The sequence below is a fragment of the Allotamlana fucoidanivorans genome, assembly GCF_006265225.1.
GTDB lineage: Bacteria > Bacteroidota > Bacteroidia > Flavobacteriales > Flavobacteriaceae > Allotamlana > Allotamlana fucoidanivorans.
This window is the reverse complement of record NZ_VDCS01000003.1, coordinates 1-20,699: the sequence shown is the minus strand read 5'-3', so window position 1 is coordinate 20,699 and position 20,699 is coordinate 1. Positions and strand designations below refer to the sequence as shown.

10 protein-coding genes are annotated in these 20,699 nt (G+C 33.2%); 9 read left to right on the top strand and 1 reads right to left on the bottom strand.

What is annotated here, in order from left to right:
- Positions 1 to 233: 233 nt before the first annotated feature.
- Positions 234 to 4,352 carry a hybrid sensor histidine kinase/response regulator transcription factor gene (locus FGF67_RS03140; protein WP_139695021.1) on the bottom strand — a complete coding sequence of 1,373 codons (4,119 nt, stop codon included), beginning with the start codon at positions 4,350 to 4,352 and terminating at the stop codon, positions 234 to 236.
- A 253-nt stretch (positions 4,353 to 4,605) separates the two neighbouring features.
- Here FGF67_RS03140 and FGF67_RS03135 point away from each other — a divergent pair, with 253 nt between their 5' ends.
- The 9 genes from FGF67_RS03135 to FGF67_RS03095 form a co-directional block, all read left to right on the top strand.
- On the top strand, positions 4,606 to 7,686 hold the full coding sequence (locus FGF67_RS03135) for a SusC/RagA family TonB-linked outer membrane protein (protein WP_139695020.1): 3,081 nt from the start codon (positions 4,606 to 4,608) through the stop codon (positions 7,684 to 7,686).
- A 17-nt stretch (positions 7,687 to 7,703) separates the two neighbouring features.
- Positions 7,704 to 9,266: a RagB/SusD family nutrient uptake outer membrane protein gene (locus FGF67_RS03130; RefSeq protein WP_139695019.1), complete on the top strand. Its 1,563-nt coding sequence runs from the start codon at positions 7,704 to 7,706 to the stop codon at positions 9,264 to 9,266.
- Positions 9,267 to 9,363: 97 nt separating this feature from the next.
- Positions 9,364 to 10,860: an arylsulfatase gene (locus FGF67_RS03125; protein ID WP_139695018.1), complete on the top strand. Its 1,497-nt coding sequence runs from the start codon at positions 9,364 to 9,366 to the stop codon at positions 10,858 to 10,860.
- A gap of 15 nt (positions 10,861 to 10,875) precedes the next feature.
- Positions 10,876 to 11,850, top strand: coding sequence for a hypothetical protein (locus tag FGF67_RS03120; RefSeq protein WP_139695017.1), 975 nt, complete (start codon positions 10,876 to 10,878; stop codon positions 11,848 to 11,850).
- A gap of 136 nt (positions 11,851 to 11,986) precedes the next feature.
- On the top strand, positions 11,987 to 13,318 hold the full coding sequence (locus FGF67_RS03115; RefSeq protein ID WP_139695016.1) for a glycoside hydrolase family 30 protein: 1,332 nt from the start codon (positions 11,987 to 11,989) through the stop codon (positions 13,316 to 13,318).
- A gap of 864 nt (positions 13,319 to 14,182) precedes the next feature.
- Positions 14,183 to 16,999, top strand: coding sequence for a M16 family metallopeptidase (locus FGF67_RS03110; RefSeq protein ID WP_139695015.1), 2,817 nt, complete (start codon positions 14,183 to 14,185; stop codon positions 16,997 to 16,999).
- 55 nt (positions 17,000 to 17,054) lie between these two features.
- Positions 17,055 to 19,049, top strand: a complete 1,995-nt coding sequence (locus FGF67_RS03105; protein ID WP_139695014.1) for a protein-disulfide reductase DsbD family protein — start codon at positions 17,055 to 17,057, stop codon at positions 19,047 to 19,049.
- Between the two features lie 5 nt (positions 19,050 to 19,054).
- Positions 19,055 to 20,566, top strand: a complete 1,512-nt coding sequence (locus tag FGF67_RS03100; RefSeq protein ID WP_233243990.1) for an aminotransferase class V-fold PLP-dependent enzyme — start codon at positions 19,055 to 19,057, stop codon at positions 20,564 to 20,566.
- Between the two features lie 17 nt (positions 20,567 to 20,583).
- A partial coding sequence (locus tag FGF67_RS03095) for an FAD-dependent oxidoreductase (protein WP_158293166.1) occupies positions 20,584 to 20,699 on the top strand: 116 nt, incomplete at its 3' end.

The following is a 20,699-nucleotide window of genomic DNA, read 5'->3' as shown; positions in this document are numbered from 1 at the left end:
TAATTGGGGTAAAATGTTGCAATTGAGACTAATTTTAGGTAAAAAAGGTCTGTTTTTTAGGAGATTATGGGTTTGTGTAGTTTGTTTTGAAACATTTATACACTAAAGTCCTTTGAAAAAGGTTTTATGCTTTTGATCTATTTAGATGATTTAATTTTAATTAACCACGAAAAGCATAGTGCCTTTTACGGAACTTTTCCTAGTTAATATTAGCTATTATTTGTTAATATTAACTAGGTAGGGGTATCTTCTTGGGCGTGTTTTTTTATATATTCCGTTGGACTCATACCATATTGTTTATTAAAACATTTTCCAAAATATCTTTGATTGTTGAAACCTGTCATGTAAGCAATTTCAGAAATATACATGTTATTCTTTTTTAGTAATTGTGCGGCACGTTTTAACCTAATGGTTTTAATAAAATTTACGGGCGTATCATTTAATATAGCTTGTACTTTTCTATAGAGATTGGCTCTACTCATACCAACTTCAGAGGCTAAATACTCAACGCTTAATAAATTGTCGTCCATGGAATCTTCAATAATTTTGACTATTTTTTTAATGAATTTTTCATCATTGGAGTCTACATTAATATTAGAAGGTTCCGCAGTTATTACCTTACTATACTTTTCTTTAAGCTCTTTTCTTGTAGATAGGGTGTTCTTTATTTTCCACTTTACAAATTCAAGACTAAAAGGTTTTTCTATGTAATCATCTGCCCCTAAGCTTAAACATTCAATTTTAGTTTCTTCGGCACCTTTGGCAGTTAACATTAATATAGGGATGTTGCTTAGATCAGAATCAGATTTAATTTTCTTCAACATAGAAATACCATCTTCAATAGGCATTAAAATATCGCTAATAATAAGCTGAGGTTTTTCTTTTATGATGGTATTGTAACCCTCTTTTCCGTTTGAAGCTTCTAATATATAAAAACTATCTTCTAGTTCTTCTTTAAGCATCGATCTTACTTCCACATTATCTTCAACCAAAAGTATGGAAGGTTTAGATTTTTTTACCGTATTAATGGTATTAATGGCTGAAATCTCTTCAATAAAAGCAAATTCAGAATTTTCAATGATACTTTTAGTAAATGTATCCTCTTTATGTCTAATTTCTTTTTTCTTGTAATGTGATTTTTCAATTGGGATGAAGAATGTAAATTCAGTATAGACATTTTCTTCACTTTTAACAGTAATGGCACCATGATGTCTTTCAATTAATTTTTGAACTAATTCCATTCCAATACCTGTTCCAGGAACCTGATTTGTAGGTAGTTTTGTAGATTGGTAATAGCGGTCAAAAATAAATTCTAAATCCTTTTTAGCAATTCCAACGCCAGAATCTCGGACAGCACATGTAATATAAGTTCCGTTTTTTAGAGTTACTCTTGGAATATTTATAGAGCTACTAGATACACTATCAATTGAAATTGAAATATGTCCATTTTGTGGGGTATATTTAAAAGCATTAGATAGAAGATTGAATAATATTTTTTCAATAATTTCAACATCATACCAGGCGTCTAGGGTCTTTTTTGACGAAACAAATTCATATTTTATTTGGTACATTTTGGCAAAATCATTGAAAGCATTTTTAATTTTCTTTATATCATAAATAATGTTGTTTTTAGATACTTTAATTTTGAACTCACCAACATCAAACTTTCTAATATCCATTATTTGGTTTATCAATCGGTTCATTCTTAAAGAATTATTATATATCCGTTGCGCTGTTAACGGACTTAAATTAAATTTTCTGTCCTTTACTATTTTTTCAATGGTGCCTAAAATGAGTGTTAAAGGAGTTCTAAGTTCATGAGAAATATCAGTAAAGAAAATCATTTTCATTCTGTTATGTTCGTTGTCTTTTTCTCTACTAATAGTTTCTTTAACTAGATTCTTTTTTAATTTGTACCATCTTTTTATTAGGAGGTAGCTTATATAGGCTAGTATGGAAAATAATAAACAATAGGCAAAATAGGCCCATTTACTTCTCCATGCAGGAGGATTTATTTGAAATGTAAAGGTGGTTGGTGTTTCATTCCAAATGCCATCACTATTAGAACTTTTTACTTTAAAGGTGTATGTACCGGGGGGTAAATCATTATAGTTAGCATTGCGATTGGATGCATTGGTATAAATCCAAAAATCATTTAGACCTTCTAATTTATAGGCATACTGATTCTTTTTTGGAGATGTTAAATCTAAAGAGGAAAAATTAACTACAATATTATTTTGATTATAAGGCAGTCTTATAGCAGTATCAGAATTAACATTTATGCTATTTATAGTGTTTTCTTTGTTGTTGGCACTGTTATTTTTAGAAGGCCCTAAAGTGTTAAAATTTGTAATAACAGTAGAGGGAATTATTTTCTGTTGAGTAAATAGGGCCGTATTTACCTTATAAAAGCCATTATTAGATCCGAAAAATAATTCTACATTATTATTTGTACTAGTGCTGGAGTTAAACATGAATTTGCTCACGTCTATACCGTCTTCAGTTCCAAAAAAGTTGAATTTTTCGGAGGATAAATCAAATCTTATCAATTTTTGCTCCGTGCTCATCCAGAGATTTCCGGTATTATCTTCCTGTATAGAAGCAATAACCGTATTACCTATATCCTTGTTTAATTTTTCGAAATTTATGAAACTATTTGTTGTCTCAATATATTTGTTTAAGCCACCACCACGCGTACCAATCCATATATTTTGGCTATGGTCTTCATAGATTGATAATATGGCATTTGAAGTTAAACCCCCATTTTTTTTAGGTAAGTACTGTTCATAAGTTTCATTATTAAAATCTATTTTAAAAAGTCCTTGGCCACGAGTTCCTATCCATAAAATGTTTTTGGAGGATAATTTTAATGCTGAAGTATGGCTTTTATCAAGAATTTTAACTACAGAATTTTTAAAATTTGATATTTCAGTATCATTATTTAATATTTTTATGCCATTTCCCCAAATTCCTACCCATGTTTCATTTTTATTTATATCGGCAATATCGGTTATGTCGTGATTGTATGAATCTACTTGAGTTATTTCTAATGTGGTTTTATTTGGATCAAAATTTTCAGATTCATATAAAATAGTATCCGTTGCAATAAGAAGTTTCGACTTGTCATAATTTAAATCTAGTCGACTTATGTTGTTAATGGGGAGCTTAATTCTGCTGGCAGAATTATTATGAATATTATATTTAAATAATCCATGATCCATTCCTATTAAAAGAGTATTGTCATTGTAGGTTATTATACTATTGGTCTCAGAATTTATAATATTTTTATCAGAATTAACATCAATATAATCAAAAATTGATGTTCTTCCTAAATGTTTGTAAATGCCATTTAAAGTGCCTATCCAGAGATTGTTATACTGATCAAAGGTTAGAGAATTGATTCTGTCATTTAGTAAAAAGTCTTGATTTTTGGAGAAAGAAAATATGTAAGAATTATTATTTCTTGTGCCCTTAATTAACCCGTGGGTAGAACCAATCCATATATCATAATTGTTCTGGTCTATAGCAAATGTATTGAAAGTTGTATTTTGTTCTAAATTTAAAATTCCCAAATATTCCTCGAGTATTTCTAATTTATAATCTGATTTATTATATCCTAACACATAAACATGTTTATTAGTTAAGACTAAAAATTGATTGTTATTATTAAATGCTTTTATAGAGACAACGGGTTTGTCAAAATTAGTTTTGATATAATTTTTTTTAGCATCAAGAACATAAATACCTTTTGAAGTGCCCAACCAATTTCGATTAAAGTTATCTTGGAAAAAAGCGTTTATTCGTCTGTTAAATTTAGCTATGTTAGGATTTAAATAGTTAAAGTGAGAGTCTAAATTTATTTTTTCACTATTTTCAATGGGTTCAATTAATATTAAGCCTGTGTTTCTTGCATTCGACCATATATTCCCATCTTTATCTTTTTGAAGTACAACAGAAGTTACGTTTTTATAAAACCCCTTGAATTTATTTTCTTTACGGTTAAAGAAGATAAGAAAGCTTTCACTGCCAAGCCAAAGGTTCTTGTTTTTGTCTTCAATGATTGAGTTTATACTATTGTTCGGGATAGAATTTGAATCAAAAACGTCATGTTTAAATTGCAACAAATCATTTCCGTCATATCTAAAAAGACCATTTTTTGTTCCTATCCATAGATACCCAACACTATCTTCAAAAAGTACATTTACGTTTTGATTAAATGGTAAACCATCAACCTCTAGCTTATTGAATTTTTCAATTCTGGATTGAGAAAAACTAAAATTAAGACTAACAAATAATATAAAAATTGTGTTTAGTCTAAATTTTATGCTTAATTTTTTTGATAATGATAACATTTTATTCAGGCTATTATGGTTTAGTTGTTTACAATTTCATATTTTTTTATCATATATACAAATTTGTGAAATTCAATATGTTGCATAGTGTGTGTGTAAATGTTGCATTATTTTAATTTTTATTGTGTTTTATGTCTTGCAACAAATTGAACCATTAAATGAGAATTGTAATTGGCTTATTCGAATTAATTTAGAGCATTCACTTTTTGCTAATAGGTGAAATAAAAAACTGAACTATTTAAACTATTAAACTATGAAACAAAAACAATTCATTTTGCTGTGGTTCTTGTTAGGTCTCTTAACAGTATCTGCGCAAAATACAGTCAATGGAAATGTTACAGATGCTACAAACATACCATTGCCAGGCGTTAATGTCGTTATCAAGGGCGGGGCCAAAGGTGTAACTACAGATTTTGACGGAAACTATTCAATTGAAGCATCGGCAAGTGATGTTTTAGAATTTTCTTATGTTGGATTTATTTCTCAAAGTGTTTCCGTTGGGAATAATTCTACTATTAATATAGTCTTACAAGAGGATGTTGCACAACTTGATGAGGTTGTCGTTATTGGTTATGGAACGTCTAATAAGAAAACTTTAGTTTCGGCAGTATCATCTGTTAAATCAGATGTTCTGGAAAATCAACCCGTGGCTAGGGTAGATCAAGCCTTACAAGGTAGAGCTGCAGGTGTTGAGGTTACTTCAAATAGCGGGGCTCCAGGCACTGGATCTACTATAAGAATTAGAGGTAACAGTTCTATTAACGGAAACAATAATCCACTTTTTGTGGTAGATGGTTTTATAACGGGAACAGGGTTTAACTTGAATAATATTAGTGTTAACGATATTGAATCTGTTGAAATTCTTAAAGACGCAACGGCTTTGGCAATTTATGGAACTAGAGGAGCTTCTGGGGTTATTATAATAACAACCAAAACGGGTAAGCGCATGGTGTCAGGTAAACCTACAATTCGAGTTAATTCGAGTGTAACTACCGAAATGTTGGCTAATAAAATAAATATACTTGGGGGACAAGATTATGTAGACTATTTAAATGAAGCTGGACAATTTGTAGCAGGACCAGATATTGATTATAACGGTACTTTATTGCCTATTGGGTTTACAGATCCATCATTGCCATTACGTTATGACGACCCAGGTGCTGTACCTGTTACAGATTGGATTGATGAGGTTGTTCAAATGGGTACAATTTATAATACAGATGTCTCTATTACGGGTAATACTGAAAACTCAAATTATTATTCCTCAATCAGCTATTTTAATCAAGAAGGTATTGTAAAAGGCTCAGGTTTAGAACGGGTAACTTTAAGAAATAATTTAGATGCTCGTGTTAGTGACCGTTTTAATATAGGTTTGCGCTTGAATTTGAGTTCATTCAAAAAAGAAAATAATAAAACAAATTTTAGTCAAATTGTCAATAATGTTCTGCCTATTAGAACAATTTACGATGCTAACGGTAATTTTACCGGTACAAACCCTTTAAGTGGTACCTTACAGAGAAATCCAGTTGCCGATATACTATTAAGAGAAGATCATGATTTGGTTACAAACATTATCAGTAACGCGTATTTTGAGTATAAATTACTAGAAGGTTTAAAAATTAAAACTAATATTGGGGCTACATTAAATTTTTATAAAAATAATGAGTATTTGCCCAGCTTACTACCAGAGAGAATATTAAATAATAATGTAGGAGGGTACGGTCGTGTAAGAACAAGTCAGTCCAAAGACCTTTTAAGTGAAACTACCATAAATTATAGTAAAGAGTTTGGAGATCATTCTTTAAGTGTTTTAGGAGGATTTTCTGGACAAAAAATAACCTCAGAAAGTACTGATACTTCAGCTGAAGGATTTCCTAATGATGTTGTAAAGTTTAATAATTTATCATTAGGCTCTGATCCTGAAACGTACCAAGTTGGTTCAGGTTATAATCAGCGAACTTTAACTTCATTATTTGGGCGTTTAACCTATTCATACGATGACCGCTATGTTTTAACCCTAGTAGGTAGGCGAGATGGTTCATCTGTATTTGAGGCGGGTAATAAATATGCCTTTTTCCCGTCAGCAGGTATAGCTTGGAATATAGATGAAGAGTCTTTTATGGAGAACGTTGATGTTATAAATAGATTAAAACTAAGAGGTAGTTATGGAGAAGTAGGGGAACAAGGAGTAAAGACGTACAATTCATTTGATTTATTTAATCCTGTGTACACTTATTTTAATGAAAATTTAGTTCCAGGGGTTATTCTTGATGCTCCAGGATCAACCAACCTGCAGTGGGAAACAACTGAGCAGCTGGATCTTGGTCTGGAAATAGGACTGTTAAATAATAGAATTTCGTTTGAGGTTGGGTACTATGATAAAACAACCAAAGATTTGTTATTATTTAGAGATTTACCAAATACAGCTGGAAGTAGGGTGTTGGAAAATGTGGGTAGTGTTCAAAACAGAGGTTTTGAGTTTTTACTAAATACAGTAAATATTGATAAAAATGATTTTAGTTGGAGTAGTACTTTAACATTGTCTACCAATAAAAGTAAAGTACTGGATCTAGGGCAAGAAGAGTTTATAAACATTCAATCTACCGGGAATCAAGGCGGACCTTCAGCAAGATTAATGGTTGGTCAACCCATGCCCGTGTTTTATGTGGCAGAATATTTAGGTACTTATAAGGATCCGCAAGAAATAATAGACGATCAGACTATTGGGAAATCTTTTTTAGGTAGTCCGAGATATAGAGATTTAAACAATGATGGAGTAATAAACCAACAGGATTACAGTGTAGCTGGAAGTCCGCAGCCCGATTTTTACGGCGGTTTTAGAAATACATTTACCTATAAAAATTTAAGTTTAGATGTATTCTTCCAAGGATCTTATGGAGGTGAAATATTTAATATGGTTACGCAAACATCAATTTTTGGACGTGGCGATCAAAATATAGATCCAAGGGTTCTTAATAGATGGGTAGAAGGAGTTAACGAAACTTCAGATATTCCAAGAGCAGGAACCTCTGCCAGTTTGTTCAATCCAAATAGTACGTTAAATGTTGAAGACGGATCGTTTTTAAGACTACGCACAGCAACATTAAATTATAATGTGCCAGTAAAAAAAGCAGGTATAGATAATACGTTTAAATCTTTAAATGTATTCTTAACGGGTAGAAACCTATGGCTGTTGTCTGATTTTCAATTAGGTGACCCAGAAGTGAATAATTTCACTGATGGTAGTGGATTTGATTCTGTATCGCAAGGTTTTGTGAACGGTGCTTATCCATATGCTACTAGCATTAGTTTTGGAGTAAAGATGGAATTTTAATAAAAAAAATATAAGCAATGAAACATTTAATAACAAAAATAAGCTTATTACTGTTTGGAGTTCTTTTACTTACAGGATGCGGCGACAAATTTTTAGAAGAAGATTTAAGAGATCAAATAGCTACAGATAATTTTTTTACTAATGATCAAGAAGCTCAACTTGCGGCTAATGGTTTGTATAGAATTTTGCATAAAAATGCTCTTTACAGAACTAGAGGGTTAGATAATTATTATGTAAACGGGACCGATGAAGTGGGCCCTAGTAGAAACGTAAATGCGCAGATTCATAACTATGCAATAGCTGAAGGTGTGCAAGATGGGAATAGTACTTGGGCTGCTTTGTATGAAATAGTAAGAAATGCGTCCCTGTTTATTAGTAATATAGAAGGTAATGAAAATTTAAGCGATGCAGTAAGAGACCAAACTTTGGGAGAATGTTTGTTTATGAGAGCATTAGCATATTTTCATCTTACCAATTTATGGGGAGATGTACCATATTTTAGAGAATTATTGCCGCTTGATGAGTTGGGATCTCTAGAGCGTTTTTCAAAAGATATCATAAGGGCCGAAATGAAGGATGATTTGGCACGAGCTAAACAACTTTTACCACCTTCATATTCTGATGCCAATTTAGGTAGAGCCTCTAAATGGGCTGCAGCGGCCTTAAAAGCTAAATTTCATTTGTTTGATAAAGAATGGGCATTGGCAAAAGATGAATGTGATGATATTATCAGTAGTCCACAACATCGTTTATTAGATGATTTTGCCTCTGTTTTTGATCAAACAGACAGAACAAACCAATACAACGACGAGCAGATATTTGCCGTTGATTTTACTACCGATGGTATTTTTGGAGATAGCAATACCAATAGAACAGATGATTATAATCCTCGTTTAAGAGATGAGCCAAGCAATAGAAATACTAGACCTGATGGTCCAGGTACTCCAGCGAGATGGCAGTTGTTGCAGGCAGATTTACAGGAATTGGATCAGGACATGAGTGGTTACGGTTGGGCCATTCCTTTACCTGAGTTGGCAGACCAAAGCAATTGGGATCCAGACGATTTACGATATGATGTTACCATAGTAACTGAATATTTAGGATATGAATTATCTTTTCCTTATTTCAGAAAAAACTGGAATTTAAACAATTCATCTCCAAGAGAAAATCATAGCGAAAACTATATTGTTTTTAGATTAGCCGATATTTATTTAATGGCGGCAGAGGCTGAAAACGAGTTAAATGGTCCAGGTAACGCTTATTTTTATGTGAACAAGGTAAGAGAACGTGCTTTTGAGCCAGACAAGCCATGGAGTGGCATGTCGCAAACCGAATTTAGAGAAGCCTTGTATGATGAGCGTAAATTTGAACTTTGTACAGAAGGCCATAGAAAAATGGATTTGATTAGATGGGGCATTTTACTGGATGTGGTTACTACTGTAAAACACAGACCTTGGAATAACCCTGCAGCAAATATAAAACCACATCACGTTTTGTTACCTATACCACAGGATGAGATTTTGTTGAATCCAAACCTTTTAAAGACGGATCCAACTAATAATGGATACAGATCCAACTAATAATGGACATAGATAGGGTTTGTTGTTTGTTTAGTGTAGTTAGTTTATTAACAGGGGGTTACAGCTCTAACTCCCTGTTTCATTTAAAAGTAGAGTTATGAGAAAAAATCGACATCTTATTTCAATTGGTTTATGTGTTTTGTTACTCTTAGGTTGCAAGGAATCTTCAAATAAATCCACTGAAAATTCAATGAACACAGCTCAATCGAGCTCTGAAAATATTATTAAGCCAAATATCATTTATATTTTGGCAGATGATCTTGGTTACGGAGATTTAGGGGTATATGGGCAAATAAAGTTTAAAACACCCAATATTGATAAATTGGCCTCAGAAGGCATGTTGTTTACACAACATTATTCAGGAAGTACCGTTTGCGCACCTTCTCGATCTGCCTTATTAACAGGGATGCATACGGGGCATACTGTGGTACGAGGAAATAAGGAAATGGAACCAGAAGGTCAGTACCCTATGCCAGATGATACCTATACTCTTGCAGAATCGTTAAAAAAAGCCGGTTATACTACAGGAGCTTTTGGAAAATGGGGGCTAGGTTTTCCAAGGTCTGAAGGCGACCCAGTAAATCAAGGTTTTGATACATTTTTTGGTTATAATTGCCAGCGTTTGGGACATCATTATTATCCAGATCATTTATGGTCTAATAGGGATTCTATAGTTATAGAAGGTAATAAAGGTTTAAAAAAGAAGGTATACGGACCAGATATCATTCATCAGAAAACTTTAGAGTTTATAGAAAAGAATAAGAAAGAACCATTTTTTGCATACGTAGCATCAATTATACCACATGCAGAGTTAGCTGCACCAGATTCTTTAATGCAGAAATACAGGGATAAATTTTTACCTGAAAAGGAATTTGTGGGTGTAGAGTTTGGTGAAGCTTATGGAGATGGACACTACTTGTCTCAAAAGGAATCTCATGCTGCTTTTGTTGCCATGATTGATTTGCTGGACCAACAAGTGGGAGAAATTATGGCTAAAGTGGATGAATTAGGAATTTCCGATAATACTATAGTGGTATTTACATCAGACAATGGCCCGCATAGAGAAGGCGGTGGTGATCCAGATTACTTTGATAGTAATGGTCCATTAAAAGGTACTAAAAGAGACTTATATGAAGGAGGTGTTAGGGTTCCTATGCTGGTTAAATGGCCAAATAGAATAAAACCTGGAAGCAAATCAGATCATATTTCTGCTTTTTGGGATGTATTTCCAACATTTTCTGATATTGCGGATGTCAATAGCCCAGATAATTTAGATGGTATTTCATTTTTACCAACACTTATAGGGGATACTAAAAATCAAAAACAGCATGAATACCTCTATTGGGAATTTCATGAAAAAGGAGGCAGACAAGCTGTTAGAAAAGACAATTGGAAAGCAGTTAAATACAATGTGCTTAAAAATCCTAATGCACCTGTGGAACTTTATGATCTAACCAATGATATTGGTGAAACTAATAATGTGGCAGATGCTCATCCAGAAGTTGTTAGGCAAATGGAAGCTATCTTAAAAGAAGCTAGAACACCATCAGACGTGTTTACATTTAGTCAGGAAACATTTCTTAATAGCAACTAATTTACCACAGCAAGTATGAGAGGCTTTTTTAAACTGGGTTGTAAGAAAATAATAGTACTTGCCGCTGTATTTGTAACATTTAGTTTTAATAAAACAGATAATTTAGTATCATTTTACCCACAAAAAGATGTTGATAAGGCTGAGGTAAAAAAGTATGCTGGGAATCTAAAAGATGTATTTGGAGATGTTAAACAGGCTCAAATAGGTAATAGTTTAAGCACAACCACAGAAGTAGATAACCTTTTAATAGGATTTGAAACTTTAGGTGTAAATGGTATTAGAATTACTATTTTCCCTGAGGGAGAAAATCCGAATGAAGAAATTTTTGACTACCTGTACACGCATGCAAAATCTAAAGGCTTTAAGATTATGGCAAATCCGGCGCTTTGGGATGGTGCGGTTCGTATTGCCAATAAAGTGCTACATGGAACGCGATTAGATTTCAACAGCCAAAAAAATATAGGTCCAAATTCTACCTTGGGAAACGATGAGGCGACTAATATTGTTATTGAAAGAATAAAGACGTTTGCAAATAAATACAAAGTAGATTTAATAACACCATTTAATGAAGATGGTGAACCAGGGAAAAAGTGGTCTGTTGTGCAGATGAATAAAATTTATAGAGAACTGCATAATAATGTTAACGGTGCAGAACTTATGGGGCCATGTACTTGGGGCATTCCGGGAGGCACTAAAGTTTTAATGCAGACCGATATTTTACAATACATTTCAATAGCTTCTACACATAACCTGGGTTTTAACCATAAATCTTGGAGGGAATTTCAACATTTAGCAGGTGATTTACCTGTTTGGGATTCAGAAGTAAATAATACCGTTAAATATTCTGATAAAGCTACCCGTATTGACGCCGCTTTAAAAGTTGGGGTAAATGGACTGGTGTTATATGACAGTTGGAAATATATTTCCCTAATTGATGGTAGTATAAATAAGGCTGGCAATATTGTTAAGAGCAAGATATTGGCTGACTAGTTAAAAATACAATATAAAAGATTTCCTTCCTGAATTGATGGATAAATAGATGCGTTTTAAATGAAGCCAGAATACATCTAACGTTGTACGTTTCGTCTGAAGACATTTCTAAATAAAATTAATTAAAAATATTACTATGAAAACAAATTTTAAACAACAAGCACTACTATTAATGTCTTTATTTTTAATCTTAGTTGCTTGTAGTGGAAGTGAAATAGATGGTTCTAATGAAGAAAGCCCTAATCCAGAACCAGAGCCTGATAAAGCTGCTCAAAGTATCATTACTTTTGATAATCCAGGACAAGTAATAGATGTGTTTTTTTATGATATTAAACAAGGAAATAAAAATTTAGAGAATGCAGACGAAGCTAACGAGATATTTAATATTGATGATGCTAACGGTTTAAGAATTCCTATTCGGGGTGAAAATAAAATCCCAGCACATCCAAGTGCCGGCGTTGTAGTAGAAGACATGTATACCGATGTTTTGCAATCAATAACTTTAGCCAAGCAGGCCAGAGGCGGTAAAGAACTTAAAATATTTGCCAGTAAAAAATTAGACGGACAAGCATCTTTTCCAGGTTGGGTAAAGGATGGCAACGGTATTATCCCGAAACAATATGCCATCTTAATTGCTGATTTTATTGAGTTTATGAATTCTAAAGGGGTAACAATCGATTATCTAGGAATAGACAATGAATTTATTTATAACGAAGGTAATATAACTCCTCAAAAATACTCAGAAACAATTACAGAATTAAGAACCTTATTAATAAATAAAGGGTTAGCAATGCCTTTGTTAGTAGGTTACGAAGATTATGGTCCTGATAAAAGAAATTGGGTGAAAACCTTAATGGATAATGGTTGGGGGGATACAATGGATATTTATGGTACACATTATTATCCGCAATGGCGACCCAAAACTAAATTAATGGCAGATTTAGCATTGATAGGAAACCGTCCATTTTGGTCTACAGAACCGCATTGGGATGGTAAAGCAGATATAAATGATTTTGACGAAGCTGAAGCAGGAATAGTTGCTTTTTGGGATCAAATAGATGTAGGTATGTCTGGTTTTATGTGGTGGAATTATTCTATAGGAAATAATGTTAGGGGCAAACTAATGCGAGCTACATCAGCACCCATGTTAGGTGCTCAACCAATCAAAATTACAGATATAGATGGTGAAAGTATTGAAGCATTAGGTAAGCTTCAAACCAGAGCGTTTATTGAAGGTAAAACTATTACTGTTTTTGCTGTTAATATTAATAATACAGAACGTTCTGGTTATACATTTAAAATTGATAATGGAAACATTAATGGAAAAGTAACTAGTTTACAATGGACTGAAACCTCATCCATAGATGGAACATCAAGACTCCTTGAGGTAAATGGTAAAAACAATAATATATTTTCATTAACACTTCCTAAAAGATCTATTACGCGGTTTATTTTAACTTTAAAATAACACTAACTTTAAAATAAATAACGGGTTAGGTGTCAATAAAAATAAGGGTTTTATGGAAATATTAAAGGGCAAAATTTTCTAGAGTTCTCTGGTCGGTCTAAAACAGACAAAGATCGCATAGAACATCTTGATTCCTTATATAAAAGCAAAAATAGGCTACACTTGCTTAAAATGTGATCATAAAGCTTGCTTGAGTTCAATACTGAAAGATAATTGGTTTGGGATTGTTATACCAAACAAGAATTATTAGACCACTGGTTTGCTCCAAAGCCATATACAGCAAAAACGAAATCGATGGATTTTACGAATGGAGGTCATTGATACTATGCAATGATTGATTTATAAGGAAAATATTATTAGAGGTATGCAGAATATCATGATGTAAATCCAATTGACTCATATTGCACAATAGGTACGTTTTGCGATAGTGAAGGAAATATTAATCAAGAGTTACTAGAAGCAAATTGGAATGTTATATTCAAAGGCAAAGGTAAAAAAGCAACAGTAACAGCTATTATTTATTACAGTTCTTTAAAAGATTTAGAAACCATATATCATTATGGGAATGAAAGAGGGCATGGTATCCACTTTTGAAAAATTAGAAGCGCTATTAACCATTTTGAAAAAGTAGTAAAGAGAAAATAAACCAATTTTGTTATATGTAAAGACCTAATAATTAATTGAGATTATTAGGTTTTTTGTTTTTTACTACTTTCTTGGTTTTAAAATGCTTGTGTAGCAAACTTCTATGATTCAACAAATACAGTTGTTAAATTAATCATAAAAACAACTTTTTAATAGGGGTATTGGGAAAAAAAAAGGTCTATTTAAATAGAACATTAATACTTTTGAAAATCTTTATATATGAAAAAAATAACCACTTTGATTGTCCTTTTTGTAACCGTGTGCACTTATGGACAAAGTCTAGATTTACAAAAAGAAATTCCTAGTGATAGTAGTTTTGTAAAAGGCGTACTTTCTAATGGCTTAACCTATTATATTAAGCATACTCATGTTGTGAAGGATGCTGCAAGCTATTATATCATTCAAAATGTAGGATCTGTTTTAGAAGAAGATAATCAAAGTGGATTAGCACATTTTTTAGAACACATGGCTTTCAATGGAACCAAACATTTTCCAGGCAAAGGCATACTTAATACACTTGAAGAATATGGTGCTGTTTTTGGAAAAGATATTAATGCCTATACATCATTTGATGAAACAGTGTATAATTTAAATCACATTCCTACAAAAGATGGTTTAGTTGATACGTGTTTAACTATTTTACATGATTGGTCTAATGAACTATTATTGACAGAGGAAGAGATTGATGCCGAACGTGGTGTGATAAAAGAAGAATGGCGTACAAGAGATAATGGTAACATGCGCGCAATGGTAAAATCACTGCCCGTGTTGTTTAATAATACCAAATATGCCGATAGAATGCCTATTGGTTCAATGGATGTTGTTGAAAATTTTGAGTATAGTGCGCTAAGAAGCTTTTACCATGATTGGTATAGAACAGATTTACAAGCTATAGCCATTATAGGTGATGTGGATGTTCATGCTATTGAGGAAAAAATCAAGCAAAAGTTTTCAAAAATTCCAGCGGTTGAAAACCCTAAAGAACGTTACATTATTGAAATTCCTGATAATGACAAGATGCAATATGCTTTTGTAACAGATAAAGAGCTAAAAACAGCATTAGTTACGTTTGGTATAAGACGTAAAAATGCCATGGAAAATGAAACTATAGCAGACTTAAAATCATCATTGTTAAATGCCATGATAAAAAGTATGTTTAGCACAAGAATGGAAGAAATCAGGCAAAAACCTGATGCCCCTTTTTTAGGTGTACGTTTAAATGAAGGTAGTCACTCTAGGGCAGCTATGCAATTCAGTTTAGATGTTTACCCTAAACCCAATCAACAGTATGAGGCATTTAAATTAGCTATGCAGGAATTAAATAGAGTGGTTAAATTCGGATTTACAAAACCAGAAATAGATAGAACCATCGTGGCGTTTAAGAGTGGTTATGAAAACTATATTAGTAAGCTTGATGATAGACCACATAAAAAATATGCCGACCTTATTGTAAAGAATTACTTAAATAATAAAACCATAGCTGATTTTGAAAAGAAGTATGACATAGTAAAATCAATTTTCAATACACTTAGGGAAGATGATTTTCTAAAACAAATCAAATTACTCTATACAGAAAAGAATAGATACTTAGTTGTTAGAGGTGTTGAAGGCAATAAGAATCTTACAGAGGATGATGCTTTAGCAATTATAAACTCTGTTGAAAATGATAAAACACTTCAGCCTTATGTTGATGCGTTTTCTGGAAAAACATTGGTGTCAGACGTTGAAATAAAACCGGGGAGCATTCAATCTGAAACCTATAATGAAGAGTTAGATGCCACAACATTTGTGTTGAGCAATGGAGTAAAGGTGCACTATAAGTTTGCCGATAAAAATAAGAATTCGGTAAAACTCAAAGCTATGAGTTACGGAGGTAAATCGCTTATAGAAGATAATTCGTATCTAACTTCAGCTAATCATACCATTGAATTGGTTAATAATTCAGGTGTAGGGAATTACAACACCATTGAAATGTCAAAAATTCTCGCTGGTAATACAGCAAGACTTAGTTTGAATATTTCAGATATCAGTGAAAAAGTAAATGGTTCAGCTACACCAAAAGATTTTGAGGTCTTAATGCAACGCGTCTATATGCAGTTTATGCATCCAAGATTTGATGAAAATGCTCTTAAAGTGTTTAAGAATAACTTAAATCATGCCTTAAAAGCTAAAAGTGAAAACATTGGAAGTAAAATCAATGATAGCACTTTAGTAACTTTATATGGCTTTAATAATCCCAGACATAGATTATTGTCGCCAGAATACATAGAGGATATTTCTTTTGAAAAAGTAAAAACCATTTATCAAGATAGATTTGCTGATGTGTCAGATTTTGAATTCTTTATTGTTGGTGACATTAAAAAGGAAGACCTTAAGCCTGTTTTAGAAAATTATTTAGCCAGTATTGAAACCAAAAATAATAAGGAAGATTGGGTATATAAAGAAGATAACTGGTTGAATGATAATATTAAAAAAGACATCTATTTAAAGATGGAAAATCCGAAGGCAACCGTTAGAATAGCCTATAAAAAAGAAGTAAAATACACCCAAAATAATTATTATTTGACTAAAGCCTTAGGCGATATTTTAAAATTGAGATTAACAGCATCACTAAGAGAAAGTGAGGGCGGTACGTACGGAGCTGGTGTAGGTGCTAAATTGTCAAAACGACCAAAAGAAGAAGCTGTATTATACGTGAGTTTTGATTGCAATCCAGATAAAGTAGAAAAACTGGTAGAAATAGTTCATGAAGAAATGCATGCCATAGCTAATGACAATATTAAAGAAGAAGACTTAACAAAAACAAAAACCAACTATTTCAAAGAGCGCGAGCAACAAAAAAATTACAATAGTTATGATATGAATGTACTTACTAACTATTTTAGGGAAGGCTATAACATGAATGATCCAGAAAATTTTGATGTGCCCGTTCAAGCCTTAAGCAAGAAACATATTTCACAGTTTGCAAAAAAGCTTCTGGACCATTCAAAATCGTATGAAATTATAGCAAAACCAATTATAAATAATAAGGATTAATCAGAGATAGCGAAAAACCTTAATTTTGCCTTTCGGGTAATTACAAACAGATAATATGAAAAAAGCATTATTAGCCTTAGCCATTATTTTCTCTTTAACTGGGTATTCACAGGTGTTTGAGCCTGTAAAATGGGAGACTTCAGTAGAAAAGATTTCAGAATCAGAATATAAATTAATCAGTAAAGCCAGCATAGATAATGGTTGGCATCTATATTCACAAAATGTTCCAGAAGACGGCCCTATACCAACAACATTTACTTATAACGGAGCTGAAGACGCTTTCGTCATAAAAGGAAAAACTTCAGAGGAAGAAGGTCACATTATTGATGATCCTGTTTTTGGTATGAAAATTAAGTTTTTTGAAACTTCGGCTACCTTTGAACAAATCGTTGAAGTAAAAAACGCTTTAGGAAAAATAAGCGGCTATGTAGAATTCATGGTCTGTGATGACACCAGATGCTTACCTCCAACAGAAGTTGATTTAGAATTTATAATTTCAGAAGATAAAGAGGCAGCTGTTGCAGTAACAGAGTCTGTAGAGGCAGACGTGGAAGACAGTTCTGGAAGTGCTTTAAATGAAGCGTCATCTAATAAAAAAGAATCAAAAAAAGGACTTTGGGGCATTTTTTTCATTGCGTTCTTTTCGGGGTTTGCAGCCTTACTTACACCATGCGTGTTTCCTATGATTCCTATGACGGTGAGTTTCTTTACAAAGCAAAGTAAAAACAAAGCTGCTGGAATTAAAAATGCATTAATTTATGGAATCTCAATCATTGTGATTTATGTGTTGTTAGGCACATTAGTAAGTTTAATATTTGGTGCAGATGCCTTAAATGCGCTTTCTACAAACGTATGGTTTAACCTGGCCTTTTTTATATTATTATTGGTGTTTGCTGCCTCTTTCTTAGGTGCTTTTGAAATCATGTTGCCAAACTCATGGGCCAATAAGGTTGATAGGCAAGCCGATAGAGGAGGCTTAATAGGGATATTCTTTATGGCCTTGGCATTAGCTATTGTGTCGTTTTCGTGTACAGGGCCAATTGTAGGAACCTTGCTAGTTGAGGCGGCTACTGGCGGAAGTCAAATTGGGCCAATTGTTGGTATGTTAGGCTTTTCATTAGCCATAGCTTTACCATTTGCCTTATTTGCTGCTTTCCCTGGTTGGTTAAATTCATTGCCAAAATCAGGAGGTTGGTTGAACACTGTAAAAGTGGTTTTAGGGTTTCTTGAATTGGCTTTGGCCTTTAAATTCTTATCAAATGCCGATTTGGTACTACAACTACATTGGTTAGAACGTGAGGTGTTCATAGCTATTTGGATAGCTATTTTTGGTGCCTTAGCGTTTTATCTTTTTGGAAAAATTCAACTACCTCATGATTCACCTTTAACACATATCTCAGTAGGACGATTAAGTTTAGGGTTATTAGTTTTAGCATTCACTATTTACATGATTCCAGGGTTGTGGGGAGCACCATTAAATTTAATAAGTGCTTTTCCGCCTCCACAACATTATAGTGAATCTCCGTATGGTGTAGGGTATACGCAATTGAGTTCATCAAAAGTTCCTGGTGGTCATTATGATGAAGTCCCAGATGGGGCACACTTAATGCCTCCTCATAATATATTGGCCTTCAATGATTATGATAAAGGGTTGGCTTATGCTAAGAAAATAGGCAAACCAGTAATGATAGATTTTACGGGTCATGCGTGCGTGAATTGTAGAAAAATGGAACAAAACGTTTGGGTGAAACCCAATGTGTTGCACATGCTTAAAAATGATGTTGTACTTATTTCTTTATATGTAGATGATAAACGCAAATTACCAGCAGATGAAGTGGTTAAATCTAAATTAAAACCAGGAAAGAAGCTAAAATATATAGGTCAGAAATGGAGCGAATTGCAAACCATTAAATACAAAACTAATTCGCAACCGTTTTATGTTTTAATGGATCATAATGAAGAAAACCTTGTAGAGCCAGTAGCCTATACCCCAGATGCTGAAGCATACTTTACATGGTTAAAGTCGGGAATCTCAAAGTTTAAAAAATAGAGATTATGATGACAGGAGTAAAGCGCATTTTTAAGAAAAAAAACAGTGGCTCAAATTTAGAAGCTTATTTTGACCAATTTCGTAAAAATATCATAGGAGTTGATGCTTCTTTTGAATCACCTTATGGCAAACAAAAAGTGATATATGCCGATTGGACAGCAAGTGGACGCTTATATAAACCCATTGAAGATAAGATCACTAATCATATTGGGCCTTTTGTAGCCAATACACATACCGAAACCTCCATTACAGGAAGTGTGATGACGCGAGCATACCATGATGCAAGACAGATTATAAAGAAACATGTTAACGCCAACCAAGAAGATGTGCTCATCACCGTTGGAACTGGTATGACAGGTGCTATAAATAAGTTTCAACGTATTTTAGGAATTAAGCTTAATGAGAATTTAAAAGATCATACAGAGATTCCAGAAGAAAAACGTCCTATCATTTTTGTGTCTCACATGGAACACCATTCTAATCAAACCTCGTGGTTAGAAACTATTGCACGCGTAAAAGTGATTCCTTCAAACAAAGAAGGTTTGCCATGCTTGAATAGCTTAGAGGGACTTCTGGAAGAACACAAAAATATCCCAATAAAAATAGCGGCTATTACTGGCTGCTCAAATGTAACAGGAATAAGAACCAATTACCATGGGGTGGCCAAAGTCATGCATCAAAATAATGGGTTGTGTTTTGTAGATTTTGCTTGTTCGGCGCCATATGTAGAAATCAATATGCATCCTGAAGATGAAGAGGCTTACTTAGATGCCATAACGTTTTCACCACATAAATTTTTAGGAGGTCCTGGAACATCTGGGGTGTTAATTTTTAATAAGAAATTATATAAAAACTTAGTGCCTGATAATCCGGGAGGGGGCACCGTAAGTTATACCAACCCGTGGGGAGATCATGATTATATAGATGATATTGAAACCAGAGAAGATGGCGGCACACCTGGTTTTTTGCAAGCTATACGAATAGCGTTATCTGTTGAGTTAAAAGAAAAAATGGGAGTTCAGAATATTTTGGATAGAGAACATGAACTCAATGCTATTGTTTTCAAAAGGCTTACTCAGATTAAAAACATAAAAATATTAGCTCCAGAGCATAAAGAGAGACTTGGTGTATTTTCATTTTATGTAGAAGACGTGCATTACAATTTGATTGTAAAACTTTTAAATGATCGCTTTGGTGTGCAGACCCGAGGCGGATGTTCCTGTGCTGGAACTTATGGTCATTACTTGTTAAATGTTGATCAGACTACTTCAAAATCTATAGAAGAAAAAATTTTAGAAGGCTGTTTGATAGAACGTCCGGGGTGGATTAGAATGTCTATTCATCCAACAATGACAAATACTGAAATAGAGTTTATCTGTGCTGCTATAGAGCAAGTGGCAAAAAACTATGACATTTGGGGCAAAGATTACCAGTATGATGCTTCAAAGAATGAGTATGTCCATAAAGACAAGCGCAATATAGAAAAACAAATTTCAGAAGACTGGTTTAAGTTATAATAGATACAAAATAAGATATGTCAGAAACAATAGAACGCGTAAAATGCTTAATTATAGGGTCAGGTCCAGCAGGATATACAGCGGCAATCTATGCAGCAAGAGCTAATATGAATCCCGTATTGTATCAAGGGAC